Here is a 20,411-nt window from a genome sequence, read left to right as displayed (position 1 = left end):
CCCCTAGCCCCTTCTTTATAAGTCCTTTGCAAATAACTCACCTAAAAGGGTGAGCTCAAGATACCTACTTGGGATGAAGCAATACCACTATTTTTAAGATTATTCTATAAACAAGAGCATTTAGGAGAAAAGCAATGAAAGCTTTTTACAAAAGTATAGGATTCTTAAGCATAGCCCTGACTGTTGCTCTCGCTGCACCGACTGTCTCGCTAGCTGAAGAACCTCTCTCACTTCCGTCTGACTCCATAATTGTAGCCGATGATTTTGTGGATTTAGCCGCAAATGCTATGGAAGTTAAAGACTACCGCAATGCGCTTTATCAGGCAAATAAAGCTATTGACTTAAATCCCAACCAACCTGAAGCTTATTTTCTGCGGGGTCAAGCTAAACTACAATTAGGTGAACGAGAAGGCGCGATCGCAGATTTGGAACAAGCAGCCTCACAATACTTAAAACAAAATAACAGAGCTGGATATCAAGCTACTCAAAAAGTCTTGTCTGATGTCTAAGTGAGTAAAACTACTTATTTAGGTAATAACCAAATTATCTCGATGTACGACAGTTTCAGCACCAGCATAGCCCAAAATATGCGCAATTTTCTCAGAATGGTAGCCCTGGATTTGGCGGAGTTCAAAACTGCTATAATTAACAAGTCCTCTGGCAACTTCCTTACCTTGAGCATCGCATAATTGTACTGCATCCTCACTTTGAAACTCTCCTTCAATTTGAGTAATACCAGCAGCTAAAAGCGATTTACCAGCCTGAGAAATTGCCTTGACAGCACCTGCATCTAGGTAAAGCTTACCAGCAGGCAGGAGAACATTTGCAATCCAATGTTTCCGAGCATTAACTGGTCGAGGCTGAGGTTCAAACTGAGTACCAATTACCTCTCCTTTGAGAATTTTCTCAATATTGCGGGGAAAACGCCCTTGGGTAATGACAGTGCGGACTCCCGAAGCAGTAGCAATTCTGGCCGCCTCAATTTTTGTTACCATCCCTCCAGTTCCCCAACCGCTTTTTGAGTTTTCCGTTTGCACTTGAAGTGTTGCTAACTGTTCCATATTTTCCACCAAACTAATTGGTTTAGCGTCAGGATTACTGCGAGGATCGGCTGAGTAAAGGCGGTCTACATCTGTGAGTAGAAATAGCCAATCTGCCTCTACTAAACTAGCTACTAAAGCTGAAAGGTTGTCGTTGTCACCAAACTTAAGTTCATCTATAGCAACGGTGTCATTTTCATTTACTATGGGAATGACCCCTAACTTTAGCAATTGTTGAAAAGTATTATAAACATTGACATAACTATGGCGTTGCACTAAGTCACTTCGAGTTAATAAAACTTGTGCGATCGCCTGTTGTAGTGTTGTAAATAAGTCATCATAAACCCGCATCAGTCGCCCTTGACCAACTGCTGCAACAGCTTGTTTTAGAGCAATATTGCGAGGGCGATCCGTCAGCCCTAAACGAGCACAACCAACTCCCACAGCCCCAGAGGAAACTAAAACAACTCTATGACCTTGATGGCGTAAACTAGCCACAGTTTCAACTAAACTAGCAATAGTTGAAAGAGCCAAATGTCCTGTTTCTGGCTGAGTGAGACTAGAAGTACCAATTTTAATAACAATAGTTTGAGGCATAAATAATTGCTATCTGTTGCAATAAATCTTGAAGTTTGATTGAATTTTTCATACAGAAGCTTTCATAAGTTGAGAACGACGCTCTTTTACAATCTCAGGAATGTATCTGTTTTTGTCTTCTTGTCCTTTAAATCCTAGACGCTCATAAACCATTCCCCCAATACCAGGAATCACTTCTCCCTCTTGAGTGCGTTCGTCATCCTCAGCAAAGTATAGAAATTCTAATTTCTCGTAAATATCTTTTTCAAATTCATTTATTAGTTTTTCTTGAGATTTGTGATACATGACAGGAGCCACGATAAAAATTGTATCTGGCGTAATTTTTTGAATTAGGTTAATCAGGTTCGTTTTGACTACACAAGCTCCTGAAATAATAGATTTAATTACTATTAAATAATTGACTTGACTTTCTGTGGGTTCTTGATATTTTTTGAGAATTGGCGCGACTTTTAAATCTTCTATTTCAAAGGGCGAGAATCTTTGATTCCAAAAGCAAGCAAAAGCAACTGAATCCAAATGATTTTCTAGTTGATTCAATACTCCTCTTGCTAAAAAATCGGCATCTTCAACTGTAGAGGCAAGATAAACACTTTTCTCTTTATCTATTTTTGTGAGAAGAGCATTACCCAAACTCATTCCCAGCTTGGTCATCGTTTCTTGATATAGTTGAGTTTCTATACTTTTGTCCGTTAAGGTATTAAGTAAAGAGCGAATACGATCGTTAACGAGGGATGAGTATTTTCGGGTCATATTAAAAACACCTCTAGCTGCTCAAAGGAAGTAGGGTTATTTTTCTCGAGCAGTTCTTGAAACTGCCTAAATCGGTCAGTGTCAATACTGTAGGGCAATGTCCCCTCTTCCAGTCCATCTCTATAGCTCCAATGCAGGAAACCTTTAGTTAGATTATAGGAGAAATTGTCTATATTGCTTAAAATATTTTCTACTTGGGGGTCAAGTTGCCGCTCCTGGCTGAAAGAACAAATATAAGAAGGGGTTGACTTCTGAGCTTTCTTGAGGATGTCCATGAGGGAAATGCCAGATTTATCACTGCATAGCCACGCGCCTAGTAGTACCGTTACGACACACTCTATCTTGTCTGGGGCCGGGTTTTCAAAAGCTGATAAATACTCTATTGCTTCGCGAAAAGCTGGTTCTTGTTCGATAATTTTTACTAAATTGGGTTCGGGTGGAAAGTAAATAACTTGGCTGTATGATTTAATCTTGTTAGGGATGTTTTGATTAAGCGCTGCACATAAGTTATGAACAGAAACAACTAGGTAAAGATTTGAAGTTTTAGAATTGGCTAGATTTAACTCTTGTTGCTTTTTAAAATCATCGGCTATAGATTTGAGCCCCTTGCCCCAAGTTATACTTGTACCGCTTTTTAACTGGTAGTGATAAAAAATGTTGCTGTCAGCAAATTCAATGAGCAAATCATCAACAAAGGCAGGAACTTGAGTATAAAATTTTATCAATTCGTTTTCTTCGATCGCCCTTTTTGATAATAATGCTAGTTGATAGACAGTGAAATTAGTTTCATAGTCAGTTCCTTTCTGATTATTCGTACCTCCTTGATTTTTATTTTTTAAATAATCAAGAGCTTCATCCCCAAAAAGTTGTTTAATTTGTTCTTCTTTGTACATTGTCTCCTTTAACTATTATATTTTTAATTGTTAATGAGAGCTTAACTTTTAATTGTCAAAGATGCTCCTAAAGCTTGAGAAACCCATACTTCAAAAGAACGCATAGGATATTTTCGTACTGCTTCACCAATATTAACCATTGGTTCCACTAGAATAGTAAACATACCCAAACGATTCCCGGCCAAAACATCAGTAAAAAGGCGATCGCCTACCATTGCCACCTGTTCCACCGGCAAATTCATCGCTTCCACTGCCCGTCTCAACTTGCGGCGGGAAGGCTTAACAGCCCCGGTAATATAAGGCAAATTCAAAGACTCAGCAATACGACCAATTCGAGGCTGACTCACGTTATTGCTGACCAACCAAATAGTTACTGTTGGTTTAATTTCTTCTACCCAACCTAACAGTTCCGCAGAAGCGTTAGCTGCCCTCATGGGTACGAGAGTTTCATCTACATCTAAAACTAATCCCTTGAGTTGATTTTGGTGAAGGAGATCGGGAGTGAGATGCACTACTGAATTGCCGAGAACTAAGTCAGGCTCTAAAAGTTTGCCCCAAGACATAAATAATTGCTAATTGCTAATTGCTAATTGCTAATTGCTAATTGTTTTTTCGACTATTAGCTCTTACCGATTAGCGATTTATTGAGAATTGCGCTGCTGCTTATCCACTTGAGCGATCGCCGCTTCGTGTTCAGCCGCCGTTTTGCTGAAAATGTGAGTGCCGTCATAGCGAGCCATGAAATACAGATATTCTGTATCTTCAGGATAAAGAGCTGCCTCTAAACTCGCTATTCCCGGAGCCGCTATTGGTGTTGGCGGTAAACCGGGGTTGAGATAGGTATTGTAAGGAGATGGAGTTTCCACCTGCTTAAAAGTGAGAGGCTTTTCGCGAGTTTGGCGGATGCCCAGGGCGTACTCAACTGTCGGATCTGCCCCTAAATTCATCCCCTGTTGCAGGCGCTTACTAAATACACCAGCAATACGTTTGCGTTCAGAGGCAATTACAGCTTCTTTTTCCACAATACTCGCTAGAGTCACCCAATCTTTCAATTCCAGCTTAGTTTGCTTTTGATCTTTTTGATATAGGGGGAGAGCTACTTGCTCAAAACGGCTGAGCATTTGTTTAACCACAGCTTCGGCATTAACGCGATCGCCCTCTATTTGGTAAGTATCTGGATATAAAAACCCTTCCAAATGAGGCAACCCACTGGGCAACCAAGGATAATAGCCATAAGGAACTTGACTCGCCGCCGCTAGGAAGTCTTTAGCTGGGAAAAAGCCTTGGGCCTCAAAATAACTCGCCATATCCTGCAAAGACCAACCCTCTGGAATAGTGAAGCTTAACTGCATCACCTCTCCCTTCCAGATTTTGTCAGCGATCGCAGTCAGGGGCACAGTTGGGGACAATTCATAAGTCCCAGCTTTAAAACCGCCCTCACGGTTTTGCAGCGTCAGCCATCGCGCCCACAAATTCCAGCCCGTAGCAGAACGGATCAGTCCCGCCGCCTCTAAATCTTTGCCGATTTGTTGGCTGGAAGTGCCAGGAGGAATGGCGATCGAAACAGCACTTTGCTGAGGTTGCCCATTTTGGTCTGCTGTTTTCGCTGGGGAACTAACCCAACTCCACCAAGCCCAGCCCTGCCAAGCAAAAAAGCCCCAGGTTGCAGGCAGCAAGATTAGATAAAACAGCACCTTAGAAAAATTCTGAGTACGTTTTTTCGTCCTGTTTCGCTCGTTGCCTTTTGTCTGTGATTCTGTATTCATTGTCAATTGTTGAAATCAATTGTCGAGGTCAATTGTCAAGATTTCTTGGCACTTAACTAATGGCAGGAAAACTAATGGGACAAAAATCCTAAATTAAATAATTGCCGATTTTAGATATTTGAGTCCGTCTAAAATCTCAAATCTAAAATCGGCTGGCGCGTGCTTGCTCTATTCCAGTTCATCAAAGAATTGGTCTTCCAGCATCGGCAATAGGGGTTCTAACTTTTCAAACTCTTCTGCTGAGAGCAGTTCCGGTTTGCCTGCTTCATTCATCCGCGCCAAGATAAAGAACGGATCAAGGGGCGTGTAGATAGCATACTCCTGTTCTTCGTGATAGAAGCTAGCTAGCCACATAAGTTCCTCGAAATCCGATTCATCTTCGCTTTCGGAATCTTCTGGCGCATCCTCTTCGGAAAATTCTGGCAACTCTCCGACAACAGTCAGCGTTACAGCCGTCCGCAGGAGCTTTAAGTTATGCTCCTGTAGGACGGCTTCGGCAGTGTCAAAAATTAGAGAAATTTCGGCCTCGTCTTCTACGGGGATAGCTGCCTCATCCGCGTCGTCTCCTTGCCAAGTAAAAATTTCTACTGGCGAGTCAACGGGAAGCAGCAGGACGTATTCTTGGCCCTCTACGTCCATAGAATGCTCAATGCTGCAAGTCAGCGATCGCCCTGCTTCATCAGTCAGGGTGACGGAATCTTCGTCGGAATGTCCATTCCGTTTGGAGGATGGGGATGAGAACATTGCGTATATGTTGTTTGCACTCCACAGTACGCAAAGGTACTGGGAAATTTTCTCGCTTTTGGCAACAGCTCGGAAACGACCTGCGAACCTTTCTTTGCACAATCAGGATATCACGTAGCGGTTGGCAAGATGGAACGATGGGGGAGATGGGGAGATGGGGAAGGGTAAATAGGGAAGAGGGGAAGAGGGGAAGAGAATCAATGGTTTCAGCCATTCGGAGTGTCCTAACCATCTTGGCAGTTGTTATATATCAGAAGAAGGAAGAAGAAACCTTGTAGGGTGGGCGCAAGCTGAGAACCATCTTCGGCTATGAGTTATAAGTTTTTTGCGGCTTGTACCCACCTTACTTTATCAGCGGTTGAGAGGGTTTTTCTGCTGTTTTTTTAGTATTATAGTGATTTACTATTCTTCTAGGATTTCTACCAGTTTTTTAATTACTTCCTCTACTTTTTCCGGTGTAAAACTCCCGACTTTGTAACTAATAACACTGCGCTCAATTGTATGAGTTACTTCTGGGCGAATCTTACTCTCTTTTTTCAGCGAACCTGCGGTAAAATCTGTAGGGCTAATCGAAATTGCGTAACGATTAATAATTGGCTGACTGGTAATCTGACACGCAATTACATTTTCTCCAGGGAGTACAGCTAAAATTAGAGCAGGACGGCGTTTCGTTTTGCTAAAGTCTGAATAGGGAAATAAAGTCACTACAACATCACCCTTTACAAATCTTTCCATGCTTCATCCTCCAAGGCCTCCAAACGCCGTTCTTCCTCTGAGACGGCTACCGAGGCGGTCAGAAACCATTCAAACTTTTCGGGATTGGCTTTTATTAGTTTAAAGAAGTTTTCATCCCTGATTTTTCTGAGGGTTTGTTTTAAATTATCAAAAACTGGTTCGGGCAGTGTTTCAATCTGTTCTACAATTTCTACTTTATTTTGAAATTTCATTGTTTTTACAATGTCGCTATATTTAAACTGCTGCCAAACATCGTCTGGCAACTGTTCCATTTCTAGCTTAAAATAATATCTTTTGGGTTCCATTGCTCAATCTCCTAACTAGAAAAACTTGCCAATAATAAGGTTAAATCGTCGTCAGTGCGTTCGGTAACGCGGGGCGATCGCAAAAATGATTCTAACTGCTGTTTGGCTTCTACTTCATCCTCTATTTGTGCCGCAAACCGAAATAAGGGGGAAAAGAAGGGAACATGAGGCGTGCCGTCTGGCATCTTTAAGGCTAACATTTGCAAACCATCGGAGAACAGGGCTAAATGCGTTAATTTTCCTCGCCATACTTGCAATTGTGCTGTTTCCAAAGCATTGTCTGAAATCAGGAAGATAGTTTCATTAATGTACTCGCCACAGGGTGGAACTGTCACTGCGATAACATTGCCTTCGCTATCTCCTACCACCGCCGCACCGTCCCCAATTTGGGCAACTGCTAACAGGTAAGGAGTAGCTATAGCTAAAATTAATGTACTGGCTAAATCTCGCGCTTTGACTTCTCTAACTTTTGCTTCTGCTTCCACAGCTTCCCGCGCTGTTTTCAGGGCTTCAGCGAGCAATTGATGCCAATTGCTGTCATCTTCAAACCATGTTTGCTGGTTCTGAGAAATGGCTTCTACGGAGGCTGTGACTGCAATTTGGGCTCCCACTTCTGCAAGTGTAGCTGAACCAGCACCGTCTGCAACTGCGGCGACTAAAATGCCGTCTGGTAGAAGTTCCCATCTATGTGCATCTTGGCAGGGTTGCGATCGCTTTTCGTGACTTGTTCCCATCACTGATGCCGCTACAATTCGGCATTTAATTATTTGTCCTTTATCTTCTGTCATTTGTTGGTTGTTAGTTGTTGGTTGTTAGTTGTTAGTTGTTAGTTGTTAGTTGTTGGTTGTTAGTTGTTAGTTATTGGTCAACAGTTAACAATTAACTGTCAACAGTTAACAGTTAACAGTTAACAGTTAACAGTTAACAATTACTAAACTGTTCCCCATCCAGGGGGCGGGAGTGCTACTTGTTCGTCAATTTTTGAGTGAGATACTCTTTGCATACTAGCGGACAGCCAGATGAACATTTCGCGGAAATCTAACCCTCTAAGTTTTACGGGAGTGCGATCGACAATTTGGGCTAAACGTGAGATATTAGCGCCTTCCACGCCGACAGCAAAAAAGGCAACGCGCTTGTTAGCTTCTTCCTCTCTGATCCGCTGGGCGGCTTGTTCTACAAGCTGTTCTGACTCTCCTTGAGGTTCGCCGTCAGTAATCATAAATACCCAGGGACGGTAATAGGTGATGCCGTTGTTGCGGTATTCCGACTTGCGGGCGGCGATCATGTCCAGGGCGTAGCTGATACCAGCGCCCATGTGGGTTTGTCCTTGGGCTGTCAGCAGTGGGGACTCAAATTGGTCGGCTGTCACAAAGTCTTGCACGACTTTAATCTGGTTGTCGAAGGTGACAATGGCTACTTCTACGCGCTTTTTGGCGAGTTCGTCTCTAGTGAGGTCATCCCTAAAGGTTTGCAGTCCTTCGTTGAGGGCATCAAGGGGTGCGCCCTGCATTGAGCCTGATGTGTCCAGTAGGAGGACGCAGGGGCATCGGGGCTCTGGGTTTTCGGCAAATTCTACGGCTTCGTCGAGTCTCATGGTTCCAGGGTTGACCTTGCTGTTACTTCTGCGGGGATAACTTCCCTTCCATTGTCTCTTAAGATCCGCCAGAGGTTCCATGAGGGGCTAGATAGTTTTACCAAGGCTATTCAAGTTCACTTGCAGAAACAGGGAGTGCAGGAGATTGCGGGTACTTATCGCAGGCAACCAGTAAAGCACTATTTTGACCTATTAACTAATTTGAATGTTATTGTGGATGCAGGAGATAACTTTGTTATTGGTTGGAAACTGAATTCTTCACAAGTTGTGGAATTAACCACCACTGGAGATATTGGAGGTGGATAGGTATGGAGAAATATATCAAGTTATTACAAGAGTTTGTTGGCAATACTATTAGTGCTGATGAGTTTGAGCAGCGGTTTATACAACTGTTTAAGGGTGATAATAATCTCCAACTAGGAAGAGAATTTAAAATTTTAGACAAGCTGTTTGCCGATGTGGATGCTTATTGCAGCGATCCAGATTTGATTGAAGATCCTCGATTTGATATTGGTGAGGATCAATTGCAAGTATCGGCAGAGGAAACGCTGGATAAGTTGGTTGATTTAACAACTTCTTACACCTTAAATTATCGGGAGGACAAATGAAAGCAATTAAAGTGATGGCAACGATTGATAATCAAGGACAATTGTGTGTTGATGAACCACTAGAGTTAGAACGAGATAGCCGAGTCGAAGTGATTGTGCTCATTCAAGAAGTAACAGAAATTAATGAAGAAGAGCAACCTAAAGAAACAATTTTAGCAGATTTTCGTCAAGCTTGGCATGAAGCAATGACTGGTAAAACGATTCCTGTTGCCCAAATTTGGGAGGGAATTGATGATGTCTGATAAAGTTTCAGTCATAGCTTTTCTTCTTATTTCAACTGAGTTATGCCAATTGTAACTGTACATTTTGCAACTTGCAAATAGCTTTCAACACTTGCACTAACTGAACCGATCGCTCCCTGTCAATCAAACTTAATTCTGGTAAAATCTGATAAGTACAAGGATTTCCCCGTGTCAAATGCACAAACTGATAATTACGTCCATTCGTCGTTAATCCCCAAACAGAGGCTTGCTGCTGCAAACTTTTATAAGTATAAGTTAGTAACTGGGGTAAACCCGCCCAAGGATCGAGTGTACTATTTTTTGCCTCGACTACTAAAATCCAAAACCGCGTCGCTGTTATCTCTGCATCGGGCTGATTTACTGCTAAAATATCCAAGCGCCCTTTAATTAAAGTGTCTCCATCTTCAACTTCAATAGGTATACTATTTTCCATTGTCAGGACGACAGGAATTTTGAAAAATCCTGTTAATCTCATTAATGGTGAAAGCACTAAAAATTTAACCAGTTCTTCAGAAATTTTTCCAGCTTCTAGATAACGCCAAAAATTATGACCGATCTCCAATATTTCCTGCTGTTCAACGTCGGTTAGTGGTTCCAGAGATAAAGATTCAGCAAAAGAACCTTCTATTTGTCTTTCTAGTTTGAGAAGGCAATGAACCTCATTTAGTGAAAGTTGGCTTGCTTCTAAATTTTCAGTCATGGCTTTTTTTAGAGTCAATTTTAACAACAATTTCATTAGATCGAGACTTACGCAGGTCGTCGCAGAAACCGGGTTTTTGAGATCGTATGTGGGTGAGGGCGAAGTATTTTCGTCAAAAAACCCGGTTTCTTTGGTTGGGTGCGTAAGTCCCATATATCTTAAAATCCTAACATTTTTTTCACCTCTGCTAACGGTACTGAAGGCTGATTTACATCTTCCTCCTTGGCTTTTCTCAAATCCATCAAATCTTCCATGTCAGCAATTAATTCTTGCAGTGCTTCAAATTCTTCGTAAGGTATCACGACAAATTCCTTTTTGCCATTTTTCGTAATAAACTCAGGATGTAATGGAATCATTAATATTTCCTCCAATTGTCTAAGTGTAAGCATCTTTTCTATGTTTGACACGGTAGATTACCAAAACATCTTCCTCGATTTCAAATAAAACTCGGTAATCTCCTACCCGCAGTCGATATTCTGGCGTGTAGTTAGTTAAGCGTTTCACATCCCCAGTTAGGTTATTTTGCATTAACTCAATCTTGGTCAAAACTCGGTTTTGTACCTCTACTGGCAAAGATTCTAAATCTTTAATCGCTTTCGGCTTAAACTCAACTTGGTAATTCATCAAACCGTCGCTCATCCACAGGATAACCAAGATACTACCATTTTTATTATCTCATAACTTATCCACTCAATCAATAGTTAAAAATTTAAGTTTACAGGAGATTCTCAAGTCTTAAGGAAAATAAACATATTTTTGTCCCAACTTGTGCAAACAATAGTTAAAAAGACTAATTGAAGTTACATTTAAGAACGATGTCACAAGATACGATCGAATCAATACTGCAAGAAAAACGCTTATTCCAGCCACCGGCGGAATTTTCCGAAAAAGCGCATATCAAAAGCTTGGAAGAGTACAAACAACTCTACGATCGCGCTAAAGCAGATCCCCAAGCATTCTGGGCAGAACTCGCAGAAAAAGAACTTGACTGGTTCCAAAAATGGGATACCGTACTCGACTGGCAACCGCCTTTTGCTAAGTGGTTTGTCAACGGTAAAATTAATATTTCCTACAACTGTCTAGACAGGCATTTGACGACTTGGAGAAAGAATAAAGCGGCGCTGATTTGGGAAGGGGAACCGGGAGACTCACGGACTCTCACTTACGCGCAACTCCACCGCGAAGTCTGCCAAATGGCGAATGTAATTAAACAATTGGGAGTGCAAAAAGGCGATCGCGTTGGTATTTATATGCCGATGATTCCCGAAGCCGCGATCGCGATGTTAGCCTGTGCCAGAATTGGGGCAATCCATAGCGTAGTGTTTGGCGGATTCAGCGCTGAAGCTTTGCGCGATCGCCTCAACGACGGCCAAGCTAAATTGGTAATTACGGCAGATGGTGGCTTCCGCAAAGATGCGATCGTTGGCCTGAAAGAACAAGTAGACAAAGCCCTCGCTAACGGCGCAACACCAAGCGTTACAGACGTTCTGGTGGTTCAACGGACAAAACAACAAATCCACATGGAAACCGGCCGCGATCATTGGTGGCACGACTTACAACAAGGCATATCCGCCGACTGTCCCGCCGAACCAATGGACAGCGAAGATATGCTGTTTATTCTATACACCAGCGGTAGTACAGGTAAACCGAAGGGCGTTGTTCACACCACCGGCGGATACAATCTATACGCCCACATGACCACGAAGTGGATCTTCGACCTGCAAGATACCGATGTTTACTGGTGTACGGCCGATGTCGGCTGGATTACAGGTCACAGCTACATTGTATATGGGCCGCTGTCCAACGGCGCTACAACCCTGATGTACGAAGGTGCGCCGCGTAATTCCAACCCCGGTTGTTTTTGGGATGTAATCGAGAAATACGGTGTCAACATTTTCTACACCGCGCCGACTGCGATCAGATCGTTTATGAAAATGGGCGAACATCACCCCAAATCCCGGAATTTATCATCTTTGCGGCTGTTGGGAACCGTTGGCGAACCCATTAACCCGGAAGCGTGGATGTGGTATCACCGGATCATCGGTAACTCCAAATGTCCAATTGTCGATACTTGGTGGCAAACTGAGACGGGCGGGATTATGATTACAGCGTTACCAGGTGCGATCGCCACTAAACCCGGTTCTGCAACCCTACCTTTCCCTGGAATTGTCGCCGATGTCATCGATCAAGACGGCGAACCCGTTACCAATGAAAGCGGCGGCTATTTAGTCGTCAAGCATCCTTGGCCGGGAATGATGCGAACGCTTTACGGCGATCCCGATCGCTTCCGTCGCACTTACTGGGAATATTTGCGCCCGAAAAATGGCGATTATTTATACTTTGCCGGCGATGGCGCACACAAGGATAAAGATGGCTATTTCTGGGTGATGGGCCGCGTGGACGATGTGATTAGTGTTGCCGGCCACCGACTCGGTACAATGGAGATTGAATCAGCCTTAGTCTCTCACCCTGCGGTCGCTGAGGCGGCGGTTGTGGGTAAGCCGGATGAGATTAAGGGAGAGGAGATTGTAGCTTTTATTACCTTGGATAGTGCGTATAGTTCGAGTCCGCAGTTAGAGAAGGAGTTGAAACAGCACGTTGTCAGTGAGATTGGCGCGATCGCGCGTCCCGGAGAGATTCGGTTTACTGATGCTTTACCGAAGACGCGATCGGGTAAAATTATGCGGCGGTTGTTGCGTTCTTTAGCCGCCGGTCAAGAAGTTACAGGAGATACTTCTACCTTAGAAGATCGCACCGTTTTGGATAAATTACGCGGTGGTGCATAAGGGGATTTTTTAACCGCAGATATAGCTGGATGAACGCAGATAATTATTGAATTTATCTGCGTTTATTTGCGATTTTTCTCTCTTGATTGTGCTTTTGATAAAGTGTTTTTAGGAAACAATTTTCCTACCCCACAAAAGACTTCAACATCCAACCAATAATAATTCCCACTCCCCCAAACCGCACAGCCTGCCAAAAAGGTTGTTTCAAACTTCCCCAACTAAACAGGCTACTTTCCAAATTAAGTTCTATAGTTTCCAATTCCTGCTGAATTTGTCGCAATTCTGCCTTAAACTCAGGTAAAGGATTTCGACGCTGCTGCTGACGAATATCCTCCCGTCGATGTCCCAGTTCAACCTGTCGATCGCGATCGCGCTTCACCTGTTCGTAACGTTCCTTAACATCCGCCAGCACTCTCTCCACTTCCTGCAATGCTTGTTCAAATTCAGCTTCATTTTCTCCCGGCGACTCTTGAGGCGTTTTCATTCCGTATTTACCCTGACCAATAGTTAAGAAAACCTATTTGTAAATTAGTTATTGCTCTTGTTTGCGGTATAGTAAGAACCTTAAGTGGATTAATTTTAAATCCCTACAGGGATGGAAACCAAACTACCTCCCCAATAACTATGCTCAAAACTACCCAGTCATCACCCAGCATCAACCTCAACGAACTTAGCACAATCGAACTAGCCCAAGCACTAGCCCAGCGCCTAGCCATCTCCGAAAAAGATTGGCACAGACTCAAAGCTAACCGCTCAGCTCGCGCCAGCGAACAAGCAGCAGCAGCCTTAGTATTTTTGCTCAAAAACCAAACAGAGGAAGCTCTACCCCGCCTCAGTCAAGCAGTAGGCTGGCTAGATAAGTCAATCTCTGCTCCCCCTTGTCCCACTCACGGACACGGTAAATAGTTCCGCATTGTGAGATTGTAGGAGTATAAAAGTAGGCGATCGCTCACCTTCAGCTTTGAGCTAATAAACTTCTTTATTAACTCAAAGAGCGGGAACGGGGACACCACCCCTACAACTCAAAATTGATTAAACCCTAACGCACATAAGGCAACCGAGAACGGCGGTCAACTTCTTTGCACAGAGTTAACTCTGTACCCTGAGAGTTCCACTCCACCCGATCGAAAATTTGATAAAGAATAAATAACCCCCTGCCACATTCTTGTTCAACATGGGGGGGGGTAAAGTTATCTGTATGTGGATCGCACATAGATGGGGGGATACTACACTCACAAGGGGCGCAAAAGCCTGAACCCTCATCTGATATCACCCACAACAATTGATTTGACATAAAGGAAAAACGTACTGCAACTGTTTTGCTGGGATCTAATTTGTTCCCATGCTTAGCAGCATTCACCAAAGCTTCCTGAAGTCCTAACCGGAGTTCCGCTTTCCACGGAGCCGGAACCTCTGCTAAAAGCAGATCCAAAATAGGACAAAGGTAGAGGGTAGAAGCGAATCTAACCGTAACCCACTTGCGCCCTACGGGGCGCGGAGATAAAGCAATCACTCAGAAAACTCCCTAACTGTCAGGTGGATAACATTCACGCCCTGCATAGTTGGCTCCCCTACTATTGAATATGTCCACTTAACTGAACATTGCAATTCTACTTATATTCCTAGATTACCAAAATACTTAACAAAAGAGAATAGCTTCGGAAAATATTCTTCGGCAGACCGAACACTAGGCGATCGCCATCCCTCCCCCTCCCGATTTTTCGATACAATGGTTCAAATAACTTATTAAATCTTTACATCATGCAGGCAACCCCAGCTATTACCACAGCATCTATACCCGGCATAATCTGGCAGTGGCGGGGACAGTCAATTTACTACATCCGTGCCGGAGAAACGCAGCCCCAACGCCCTCCCCTGCTATTAATTCACGGGTTTGGCGCATCTTGCGACCACTGGCGAAAGAATATCGCCGAACTGAGCAAAGATTTTGAAGTGTGGGCGATCGACCTCTTAGGATTTGGGCGTTCAGCTAAACCAGAATGGCAGTATGGCGGCGATCTTTGGCGCGACCAACTTGATGATTTCATCACCAATGTGATTGGTCGGCCAGCAGTATTAGCTGGAAATTCCCTGGGAGGTTATGCAGCTTTGTGTGTCGCCGCTCAACGTCCAGCCTCAGCCGCAGGATTAATTTTAATCAACAGCGCCGGGCCATTTAGCGAGCCACAACCGGCCCCCGACGCGCCTCCCTTGCAAAAAGCCCTTGCTTCCCTAGCTAAGGTCTTATTTCAACAAGATTGGGCAAGTTTTCTATTATTTCAGTATATTAGGCAGCGATCGGTAATTCGGAAAACCCTAGAAAAAGTTTATCTCGACCAAAGTGCAGTCACAGCTCGGTTAGTGGAAGAGATTTATCTTCCTTCCTGCGATCGCGGTGCAGTTAAAGTATTTGCTTCTGTCTTTAGGACACCTCAAGGGGAAAAAATAGATGTATTGCTCAGTCAAATGAGCTGTCCCTTGTTAATGTTGTGGGGAGAAGCTGACCCTTGGATGAATTCACAAGAAAGAAGCGCCAAGTTTCGCCAACATTATCCTCAGTTAACAGAACATTTTATCCGCGCCGGCCACTGTCCCCACGACGAAGTACCAGAACAGGTAAACGCTTTGATCGGTTCCTGGGTGCGATCGCTCTTTAATTCGTGAAATCTACCGTCACGTAACATTGTGGAACGTGCTCTCAACCGACTCAAGCAATGGAGACGTATTGCTACACGATATGAAAAGCTAGCTACAAATTATACAGCCACGATCGCGATCGCCTGCATTCTGTTATGGTTGTATAGCAACCGCCAGGGCGGTTAAGACGTTGAAACTTTCTTCATCCCCTCTTCCCCTCTTCCCTAGCCCCTAGCCCCTAGCCCCTTAACCGCCCTGGCGGTTGCTATAGTTTGAAAACACGCCCTAGCCCCTAGCTATAAAAAACCCCAGGCAAGTTTTGCTTGGGGTTTGTAAATCAGGGTGCATCTATGCTTTTTATATTCCCAAGCTAGAGATAGCTATCAGGATAAATTGCTCAAGTTCCACCGATCGCCTCGCTTAAATAATCTGCTGCTGCTTCGACTACAGCGATCGCATTTTCATAAACCATCCGCGTCGGCCCCAAAACTCCGACACTGCCCACCGGCACTGAACCTCGCTGATAAGTTGAGGAAATTAGCGTACAACAGCGGATCGGTTCTAAGGGGTTTTCTGACCCAATTCGCACTTTCACCCGCTTACCGGGCGTTTCTGAGCTACCTGATGCAAAAATTAGAGGCCAGAGTTGCTCTTGTTCTTGTTCTAGTAGATGAATAATGGTTTGAACTTGTTGGAGTTGGGAAAATTCAGGTAATCGTAGGGCTTCTGCTAAACCACTTATTAAAATGCGTGTATAAGCTGGAGTTTGAGCTTTGCGACTCAAATCTGAGAGTACAGTTTTCAATAATTCGGCATAGCGTTCAAATTCGCGACCTAATTCGCTAGCATCGATCAGTGAGAGTTCGCACAGCGATCGCCCCCGCAGTTGGCTATTAAGGAAATTTGATAATATTTGCAATTCGCGATCGACTATTTCTGCATCCTCTGGCCCAAAAGTTTCGCTGGTTTCACCATTTTTAGGTTGAGGTAACTGCATCAAAACTGACTGCGTTTCGTAGCTATCAGTCACCACAATCAGCATTACCTGTTTCGGGTCGATTTGCACCAGTTGAACGTGGCGCAAGTTACCAGTATGAGACTGAGGAAGGGTAATCAAGGCAATATAGCCGCTGACAGTTGCCAAAATTTGGGCTGCACCCCTCAGCAGCGTTTCCATCCGGCCATCAGACCAATTAAGCTGGTCTAGAACCTGTTCGACTTTACCACCTAATTTTTCAGAGGGAGCGATCAGCCGATCTACATAAATCCGGTAGCCTGAGTCAGAGGGAATCCGTCCGGCGGAGGTGTGAGGTTGATAGAGTAGTCCGGCTTTTTCTAAGACTCCCATCGCATTACGAATGGTGGCGGGACTAACACTGAGGTTATATTCGTCAACCAAAGCTTTTGAGCCAACAGGTTCGGCTGTAGTTATATAATGGCGAACTGTTGCCCAAAGAATACGTTGTTGGCGATCGGTAAGATTGACGCTCACAGGCATTTAAGCTCAATTATCGAACAAATGGCGGCGGGTTTTGTATAAAATCGATCGGTGAGATGCAAAGTTTATGGGCTAAACCCGCCTCTACTCTGAACCCAGAAACTCTGTCCTCAAAGATAGCAGATCGGAGTTGTTAATCCCACCATAACAGAGTTTGGCTAATAGCGGGGGATGGTGCGATCGACTTTTAGTGAGTAATAGTCGATCCCGCCTGTGATGTTTTTGACATTGGTGAAGCCTTGATCTATCAACCAATGACACATTTGAGCCGATCGCACCCCATGATGGCATAGAACTAGAGTTTCTGCGTCGGGATCGAGGCGGGTACGAATTTGGTCAGACCATGCGGCAAATTCGCTTAAGGGCAAAATTTCAAACCCTGGTAGGGATGCGATCGCAATTTCGTAGGTTTCTCGCACGTCTACAAGCTGCAATTTCTCTACTGATTCTTCCTGGAGACGGCGGCCTAATTCTTCTACACTAATTTCCGGTATCATTTGTGGCATTTGGTTAGAGCTTTTATCGACGGCAATATTAAAAATACTATTATCAGCAATGACAAAAAGGCAGTGTTTGTAGAGATATATCTTTGGCTTCACCAAGCAGTTGAGGAGGCAAAGCACACTCGTTAACTACTTAGTATAACATTAAATTTATGGCTTATTTACTCAATCCAATCGGGCCCCTCTACGAATTCACCTCCTGGTTCAATGGTTTTGCAGATAAAAGCTCCTATCCCACTACCAAAACCTTTAGCGCCTGTCAGGTTGGTTGCCACCAAAATAACATTATCAGTTTTACTTCTCTCGCAGTCAGCGTCAGTCAAATCAGCACCACTCAAATTTGCGCCGCTTAGATTAGTACCAAGCATTCTAGCCCCACTCAGGTTAGCATTACTAAAATTGGCATCGCTCAAATTGAAAGCCATAAGGTGAGCTTTGCTCAAATTGATTCCACTTAAGTCAACTCCACTCAACGCAGTGTCATTAATCTTAATTCTCGCAAAAATTCTCTCCCCAGCAGCGTAAAGTCTGAGCAATTCTTTTTTGTTCATAACTCTCCTCCTAAATCTCTACTACGAACACTAACCATTAACAATTTGCCTTACCACTGTTAAAGCAGAGTAAGAAACTCCCGCTGTTCCTTCCCCTGGATGAGTGGAATCACCTACTAACCAAAGATGCTTAACTGGTGTCCGATTTGCAAAGCCAAACGGCCCAAAAGTTGGTATTCTTTGACCAATACCGCCGACCACTCCTAGATCTCGCCCAGTATACCGCGCAAATGTTCGAGGCGTTGCTGCTTCTTGATGTAAAATCTTATCAGGTGTTAAGTCACAATATTGACCCAAACGCGCGATCGCTTCTTCGCTATATCTTTGTTTCAACCCTTCATAATCCGCACAATTCCACCACTTTCTAGTATCGGTAAAAGATGAGGCTGTAATTGTCGCCCTCCCTTTCGGTGCTCTACCATCTCCTGACTTGCTGACAGAAACAAATAGGGAATTGTTTTCACCAATTACGCCGTTATAGTCGTATAAAAATTGAAGGTGTGGCGGACAATTTTCAGGAATTGCACTTTCCTCTACTCCTAAATATATGACGAAAGCACCTGATGCAGGAGGCAATTTATCTACTCGATATTTGTAGCCAACCATTGAGTCTGGCAATTTAGCAACTGAATTAGTTACTAAATTAGTTGCTAATTTTTCTCCTTCCCCTAACAATTCTACTAAGTTTTGTACAGTTACATTAACTATAATATGGTCAGCCGTTTCTGTCCAAACTTCATCTGTTTTCTGATTGCGAATAGTTACGCCATTAGCCTTATTACTGACTGTATGAATTTGTTCAACTGTATGCTGCATTAATAATTTTCCACCATCTCTTTCTATAGCTTCCACAAGACTCTCGCTTAATACTTGCATACTCCCTTGCAAGTGATATAATCCCTGCGGTTCTTGGGAAACACCTAAAGCCGTCGCCGCATAAAGTAGTGCTGTTTCCTCTGCATCCACCTGAGAATATAGCTTTAACTGTAAATCTAAAAAAGTTTTCAAACGTAGATTATCCCGCAAACCATACAATCTTAAAGCATCACCTACCGTCATGAAGGTAAACGGCAAAGTAATCAAAGTCTCGGGACGAACTGCTTTAGTTAATTGCCATAAATCCCACAAATTACGTGGCGGTAAAACTGGATCTCTACCTTGAAATTTCCAGCTAGGTTTGAATAAAGTTGCTAATAACTGCCAGAAAGGTTCGCTTCCGGGAAATTGTCTTTGCCTTTCTAACTGCCATTTTTTAGGATCTCGCCACACACTAATAGGTTCAGTTTCACCGGGAAGAAATACTGCACAAGCGGGATCGCAGGGTGTAGCGGCGGGAATTTCAATGTCTAATTCTGAGAAAATACGATGATGAATACCTCCAGGTTCTAAACCTGCTACTTGGGTAGCACCAACATCGAAGGTAAAGCCTTTACGTTTGAAGGTAGAAGCGCATCCCCCAGGAACGATCGCTTGGTCTAAGATTAGCACTTGGTAGCTTCTTTTGGCTAATAAGGCTGCGGCTGTGAGTCCACCAATTCCGGCCCCAATTACGACGATTCGGGGTTTGCTGTCAGGAGTGCGATCGCTTAGCATAAAATTAAGGAAGAAGGAAGAAGGATATGGGAGATGGGAGATGGGGAGACGCGGAGACGCGGAGACCTAGAAGAAATTTTAGTTATCTAGGATAGAAGGAAAAATGCTTATATCTTAAGCTTATTAGCTATCTGTATCTAACGTTTAATTAGGTTATTTATGGATGCAATTGACTCAAAATTACTCTTAACCGATCGTAATCATCTTTAAGCACAAGACTCAAACTTCTTCCGGCCTGCACTAACCAGGCTCGATCGCGTTTTCGTAGTTGATAAATCTCCCGAATCGCCGCCGCCGCCAACGCATCCACAGGTGCATTACTAACTTCAAGCAGCGTCCGCAAAAAATCCAACTGTTCGCTAAAAGCAATCACCTCATCCGGTTCACAACTATAAACAGCTTGGTGAATTTGTGGTGGACGCGGCGGGATATATTGATAAATAGTTCCCGGCTTCGGTACAGAACCATTATACCTTTCTTCCGGCCCTTGGAATCCCACAATTGCTGCTCGAAATTCCGTTTTTAACATTGCAAAAATCTGGGGTTGTTGTTCCCTTAAATCTTGGAGAGATAAACCCAAAGCTCTAGCCCTGTGAACTGTATCAATGGGGCAAGTTGTGGCATGATAAATTACGCCGTAAATCTGATTTCTAGATTCTTCGTCTACAGCTTTCACCCAACATCCAAAAGGTGGCATCGGCGGAAAGTTTAAATCATCTGGCTCTAAACATTGAGCCACAAATTCTGTAGTAGCTGTTTCAATAACCTCACCAATGTGGTCGCGGCGACGATCTTCTACAGTAAATTGAGGTAGGGGAAGACGCATATATAGGGGCTAGGGGCTAGGGGCTAGGGGCTAGGGAAAGAGA

At 43.7% G+C, this 20,411-nt stretch carries 28 protein-coding genes; 8 read left to right on the top strand and 20 right to left on the bottom strand.

All coding sequences use genetic code 11. The features are described from left to right. Positions 1-134 precede the first annotated feature (134 nt). Positions 135-509, top strand: coding sequence for a tetratricopeptide repeat protein (locus OSCI_RS22490; RefSeq protein ID WP_007357463.1), 375 nt, complete (start codon positions 135-137; stop codon positions 507-509). Positions 510-527: 18 nt separating this feature from the next. Here OSCI_RS22490 and proB read toward each other — a convergent pair whose 3' ends face one another. The 10 genes from proB to OSCI_RS22440 form a co-directional block, all read right to left on the bottom strand. Beyond that, positions 528-1,637 carry a glutamate 5-kinase gene (gene proB / locus OSCI_RS22485; protein WP_007357462.1) on the bottom strand — a complete coding sequence of 370 codons (1,110 nt, stop codon included), beginning with the start codon at positions 1,635-1,637 and terminating at the stop codon, positions 528-530. A 48-nt stretch (positions 1,638-1,685) separates the two neighbouring features. Further along, the gene (locus OSCI_RS22480) at positions 1,686-2,387 is read right to left on the bottom strand and encodes a hypothetical protein (protein WP_007357461.1); all 702 of its coding nucleotides are present in this window, start codon (positions 2,385-2,387) and stop codon (positions 1,686-1,688) included. Continuing rightward, entirely contained in the window at positions 2,384-3,280 is an 897-nt protein-coding gene (locus tag OSCI_RS22475; protein ID WP_007357460.1) for a hypothetical protein, read from the bottom strand. The genes OSCI_RS22480 and OSCI_RS22475 overlap by 4 nt, the downstream gene beginning before the upstream one ends. A gap of 41 nt (positions 3,281-3,321) precedes the next feature. Then, entirely contained in the window at positions 3,322-3,843 is a 522-nt protein-coding gene (locus OSCI_RS22470; protein ID WP_007357459.1) for a YqeG family HAD IIIA-type phosphatase, read from the bottom strand. A 78-nt stretch (positions 3,844-3,921) separates the two neighbouring features. Continuing rightward, entirely contained in the window at positions 3,922-5,046 is a 1,125-nt protein-coding gene (gene mltG, locus OSCI_RS22465; RefSeq protein ID WP_007357458.1) for an endolytic transglycosylase MltG, read from the bottom strand. A 168-nt stretch (positions 5,047-5,214) separates the two neighbouring features. Further along, on the bottom strand, positions 5,215-5,790 hold the full coding sequence (locus OSCI_RS22460) for a DUF3727 domain-containing protein (RefSeq protein WP_007357457.1): 576 nt from the start codon (positions 5,788-5,790) through the stop codon (positions 5,215-5,217). Positions 5,791-6,192: 402 nt separating this feature from the next. Beyond that, complete coding sequence (locus OSCI_RS22455) at positions 6,193-6,525, bottom strand: type II toxin-antitoxin system PemK/MazF family toxin (RefSeq protein ID WP_019487194.1); 333 nt, start codon at positions 6,523-6,525, stop codon at positions 6,193-6,195. Then, positions 6,510-6,830 (bottom strand): hypothetical protein, encoded by a 321-nt coding sequence (locus OSCI_RS22450; RefSeq protein WP_019487193.1) that lies wholly within the window; start codon positions 6,828-6,830, stop codon positions 6,510-6,512. The genes OSCI_RS22455 and OSCI_RS22450 overlap by 16 nt, the downstream gene beginning before the upstream one ends. An 11-nt stretch (positions 6,831-6,841) precedes the next feature. Then, positions 6,842-7,618: a PP2C family serine/threonine-protein phosphatase gene (locus OSCI_RS22445; protein WP_007357454.1), complete on the bottom strand. Its 777-nt coding sequence runs from the start codon at positions 7,616-7,618 to the stop codon at positions 6,842-6,844. Between the two features lie 143 nt (positions 7,619-7,761). Then, positions 7,762-8,424 carry a vWA domain-containing protein gene (locus OSCI_RS22440; protein WP_007357453.1) on the bottom strand — a complete coding sequence of 221 codons (663 nt, stop codon included), beginning with the start codon at positions 8,422-8,424 and terminating at the stop codon, positions 7,762-7,764. A 51-nt stretch (positions 8,425-8,475) separates the two neighbouring features. Between OSCI_RS22440 and OSCI_RS28770 the strand changes: the two genes are divergently transcribed. From OSCI_RS28770 to OSCI_RS22430, 3 genes are read left to right on the top strand one after another with little or no spacing between them, the layout of a single operon-like run. After that, complete coding sequence (locus OSCI_RS28770) at positions 8,476-8,730, top strand: colicin D domain-containing protein (protein ID WP_234708806.1); 255 nt, start codon at positions 8,476-8,478, stop codon at positions 8,728-8,730. 2 nt (positions 8,731-8,732) lie between these two features. Continuing rightward, complete coding sequence (locus OSCI_RS22435) at positions 8,733-9,032, top strand: colicin immunity domain-containing protein (RefSeq protein WP_007357451.1); 300 nt, start codon at positions 8,733-8,735, stop codon at positions 9,030-9,032. Then, positions 9,029-9,274, top strand: coding sequence for a hypothetical protein (locus OSCI_RS22430; protein WP_007357450.1), 246 nt, complete (start codon positions 9,029-9,031; stop codon positions 9,272-9,274). The genes OSCI_RS22435 and OSCI_RS22430 overlap by 4 nt, the downstream gene beginning before the upstream one ends. Positions 9,275-9,314: 40 nt before the next feature. Here OSCI_RS22430 and OSCI_RS22425 read toward each other — a convergent pair whose 3' ends face one another. The 3 genes from OSCI_RS22425 to OSCI_RS22415 all read right to left on the bottom strand — a co-directional run bounded on the left by OSCI_RS22425 (position 9,315) and on the right by OSCI_RS22415 (position 10,628). Further along, entirely contained in the window at positions 9,315-9,974 is a 660-nt protein-coding gene (locus OSCI_RS22425; protein ID WP_026103697.1) for a hypothetical protein, read from the bottom strand. A 158-nt stretch (positions 9,975-10,132) separates the two neighbouring features. Then, on the bottom strand, positions 10,133-10,330 hold the full coding sequence (locus OSCI_RS22420) for a type II toxin-antitoxin system prevent-host-death family antitoxin (protein WP_007357448.1): 198 nt from the start codon (positions 10,328-10,330) through the stop codon (positions 10,133-10,135). Positions 10,331-10,349: 19 nt separating this feature from the next. Continuing rightward, on the bottom strand, positions 10,350-10,628 hold the full coding sequence (locus OSCI_RS22415) for a type II toxin-antitoxin system RelE family toxin (RefSeq protein WP_234708805.1): 279 nt from the start codon (positions 10,626-10,628) through the stop codon (positions 10,350-10,352). Between the two features lie 161 nt (positions 10,629-10,789). Here OSCI_RS22415 and acs point away from each other — a divergent pair, with 161 nt between their 5' ends. After that, positions 10,790-12,760 carry an acetate--CoA ligase gene (acs, locus tag OSCI_RS22410; protein WP_007357446.1) on the top strand — a complete coding sequence of 657 codons (1,971 nt, stop codon included), beginning with the start codon at positions 10,790-10,792 and terminating at the stop codon, positions 12,758-12,760. Positions 12,761-12,884: 124 nt separating this feature from the next. Here acs and OSCI_RS22405 read toward each other — a convergent pair whose 3' ends face one another. Next, positions 12,885-13,244 (bottom strand): hypothetical protein, encoded by a 360-nt coding sequence (locus tag OSCI_RS22405; RefSeq protein ID WP_007357445.1) that lies wholly within the window; start codon positions 13,242-13,244, stop codon positions 12,885-12,887. A 140-nt stretch (positions 13,245-13,384) separates the two neighbouring features. Between OSCI_RS22405 and OSCI_RS22400 the strand changes: the two genes are divergently transcribed. Next, positions 13,385-13,666: a DUF6439 family protein gene (locus OSCI_RS22400; protein WP_007357444.1), complete on the top strand. Its 282-nt coding sequence runs from the start codon at positions 13,385-13,387 to the stop codon at positions 13,664-13,666. Positions 13,667-13,799: 133 nt separating this feature from the next. On the opposite strand, the gene OSCI_RS22395 is transcribed toward OSCI_RS22400, so the two are convergent. After that, on the bottom strand, positions 13,800-14,273 hold the full coding sequence (locus OSCI_RS22395; RefSeq protein ID WP_007357443.1) for an ATP-binding protein: 474 nt from the start codon (positions 14,271-14,273) through the stop codon (positions 13,800-13,802). 248 nt (positions 14,274-14,521) lie between these two features. Here OSCI_RS22395 and OSCI_RS22390 point away from each other — a divergent pair, with 248 nt between their 5' ends. Beyond that, on the top strand, positions 14,522-15,424 hold the full coding sequence (locus OSCI_RS22390) for an alpha/beta fold hydrolase (protein ID WP_007357442.1): 903 nt from the start codon (positions 14,522-14,524) through the stop codon (positions 15,422-15,424). A 21-nt stretch (positions 15,425-15,445) separates the two neighbouring features. After that, a complete protein-coding gene (locus tag OSCI_RS28765; protein WP_007357441.1) occupies positions 15,446-15,583 on the top strand; it encodes an IS5 family transposase in 138 nt (45 codons plus the stop codon). Between the two features lie 211 nt (positions 15,584-15,794). Here the strand turns inward: OSCI_RS28765 and hrcA are convergent, their stop codons facing one another. The 5 genes from hrcA to OSCI_RS22365 form a co-directional block, all read right to left on the bottom strand. Continuing rightward, entirely contained in the window at positions 15,795-16,889 is a 1,095-nt protein-coding gene (hrcA, locus tag OSCI_RS22385) for a heat-inducible transcriptional repressor HrcA (protein ID WP_324603607.1), read from the bottom strand. 164 nt (positions 16,890-17,053) lie between these two features. Then, positions 17,054-17,494, bottom strand: coding sequence for a rhodanese-like domain-containing protein (locus OSCI_RS22380; RefSeq protein ID WP_019487192.1), 441 nt, complete (start codon positions 17,492-17,494; stop codon positions 17,054-17,056). A 65-nt stretch (positions 17,495-17,559) separates the two neighbouring features. After that, positions 17,560-17,949 (bottom strand): pentapeptide repeat-containing protein, encoded by a 390-nt coding sequence (locus OSCI_RS22375; protein ID WP_007357438.1) that lies wholly within the window; start codon positions 17,947-17,949, stop codon positions 17,560-17,562. 30 nt (positions 17,950-17,979) lie between these two features. Beyond that, on the bottom strand, positions 17,980-19,542 hold the full coding sequence (crtD, locus tag OSCI_RS22370; RefSeq protein ID WP_007357437.1) for a C-3',4' desaturase CrtD: 1,563 nt from the start codon (positions 19,540-19,542) through the stop codon (positions 17,980-17,982). Positions 19,543-19,699: 157 nt separating this feature from the next. Continuing rightward, positions 19,700-20,368 carry an HAS-barrel domain-containing protein gene (locus OSCI_RS22365; RefSeq protein ID WP_007357436.1) on the bottom strand — a complete coding sequence of 223 codons (669 nt, stop codon included), beginning with the start codon at positions 20,366-20,368 and terminating at the stop codon, positions 19,700-19,702. Between the last annotated feature and the right edge of the window lie 43 nt (positions 20,369-20,411).

Origin of the sequence: Kamptonema sp. PCC 6506, assembly GCF_000180455.1 — a bacterium.
GTDB lineage: Bacteria > Cyanobacteriota > Cyanobacteriia > Cyanobacteriales > Microcoleaceae > Kamptonema > Kamptonema formosum.
Note: the sequence above shows the minus strand (reverse complement) of the source record. Positions and strands in the feature narration are given on the sequence as shown.

Excerpts from the sequence above, each read along its gene's own strand:
- OSCI_RS22430 (WP_007357450.1), top strand. The coding sequence starts at position 9,029 with ATGAAAGCAATTAAAGTGATGGCAACGATTGATAATCAAGGACAATTG.
- OSCI_RS22455 (WP_019487194.1), bottom strand. The coding sequence starts at position 6,525 with ATGGAAAGATTTGTAAAGGGTGATGTTGTAGTGACTTTATTTCCCTAT.
- OSCI_RS22425 (WP_026103697.1), bottom strand. The coding sequence starts at position 9,974 with ATGACTGAAAATTTAGAAGCAAGCCAACTTTCACTAAATGAGGTTCAT.
- OSCI_RS22390 (WP_007357442.1), top strand. The coding sequence starts at position 14,522 with ATGCAGGCAACCCCAGCTATTACCACAGCATCTATACCCGGCATAATC.
- OSCI_RS22470 (WP_007357459.1), bottom strand. The coding sequence starts at position 3,843 with ATGTCTTGGGGCAAACTTTTAGAGCCTGACTTAGTTCTCGGCAATTCA.
- mltG (WP_007357458.1), bottom strand. The coding sequence starts at position 5,046 with ATGAATACAGAATCACAGACAAAAGGCAACGAGCGAAACAGGACGAAA.
- OSCI_RS22420 (WP_007357448.1), bottom strand. The coding sequence starts at position 10,330 with ATGATTCCATTACATCCTGAGTTTATTACGAAAAATGGCAAAAAGGAA.
- OSCI_RS22445 (WP_007357454.1), bottom strand. The coding sequence starts at position 7,618 with ATGACAGAAGATAAAGGACAAATAATTAAATGCCGAATTGTAGCGGCA.
- OSCI_RS22440 (WP_007357453.1), bottom strand. The coding sequence starts at position 8,424 with ATGAGACTCGACGAAGCCGTAGAATTTGCCGAAAACCCAGAGCCCCGA.
- OSCI_RS22460 (WP_007357457.1), bottom strand. The coding sequence starts at position 5,790 with ATGTTCTCATCCCCATCCTCCAAACGGAATGGACATTCCGACGAAGAT.
- OSCI_RS22450 (WP_019487193.1), bottom strand. The coding sequence starts at position 6,830 with ATGGAACCCAAAAGATATTATTTTAAGCTAGAAATGGAACAGTTGCCA.
- crtD (WP_007357437.1), bottom strand. The coding sequence starts at position 19,542 with ATGCTAAGCGATCGCACTCCTGACAGCAAACCCCGAATCGTCGTAATT.
- OSCI_RS22405 (WP_007357445.1), bottom strand. The coding sequence starts at position 13,244 with ATGAAAACGCCTCAAGAGTCGCCGGGAGAAAATGAAGCTGAATTTGAA.
- proB (WP_007357462.1), bottom strand. The coding sequence starts at position 1,637 with ATGCCTCAAACTATTGTTATTAAAATTGGTACTTCTAGTCTCACTCAG.
- acs (WP_007357446.1), top strand. The coding sequence starts at position 10,790 with ATGTCACAAGATACGATCGAATCAATACTGCAAGAAAAACGCTTATTC.
- OSCI_RS22490 (WP_007357463.1), top strand. The coding sequence starts at position 135 with ATGAAAGCTTTTTACAAAAGTATAGGATTCTTAAGCATAGCCCTGACT.
- OSCI_RS22400 (WP_007357444.1), top strand. The coding sequence starts at position 13,385 with ATGCTCAAAACTACCCAGTCATCACCCAGCATCAACCTCAACGAACTT.
- OSCI_RS22475 (WP_007357460.1), bottom strand. The coding sequence starts at position 3,280 with ATGTACAAAGAAGAACAAATTAAACAACTTTTTGGGGATGAAGCTCTT.
- OSCI_RS22480 (WP_007357461.1), bottom strand. The coding sequence starts at position 2,387 with ATGACCCGAAAATACTCATCCCTCGTTAACGATCGTATTCGCTCTTTA.
- OSCI_RS22375 (WP_007357438.1), bottom strand. The coding sequence starts at position 17,949 with ATGAACAAAAAAGAATTGCTCAGACTTTACGCTGCTGGGGAGAGAATT.
- OSCI_RS22435 (WP_007357451.1), top strand. The coding sequence starts at position 8,733 with ATGGAGAAATATATCAAGTTATTACAAGAGTTTGTTGGCAATACTATT.
- OSCI_RS22365 (WP_007357436.1), bottom strand. The coding sequence starts at position 20,368 with ATGCGTCTTCCCCTACCTCAATTTACTGTAGAAGATCGTCGCCGCGAC.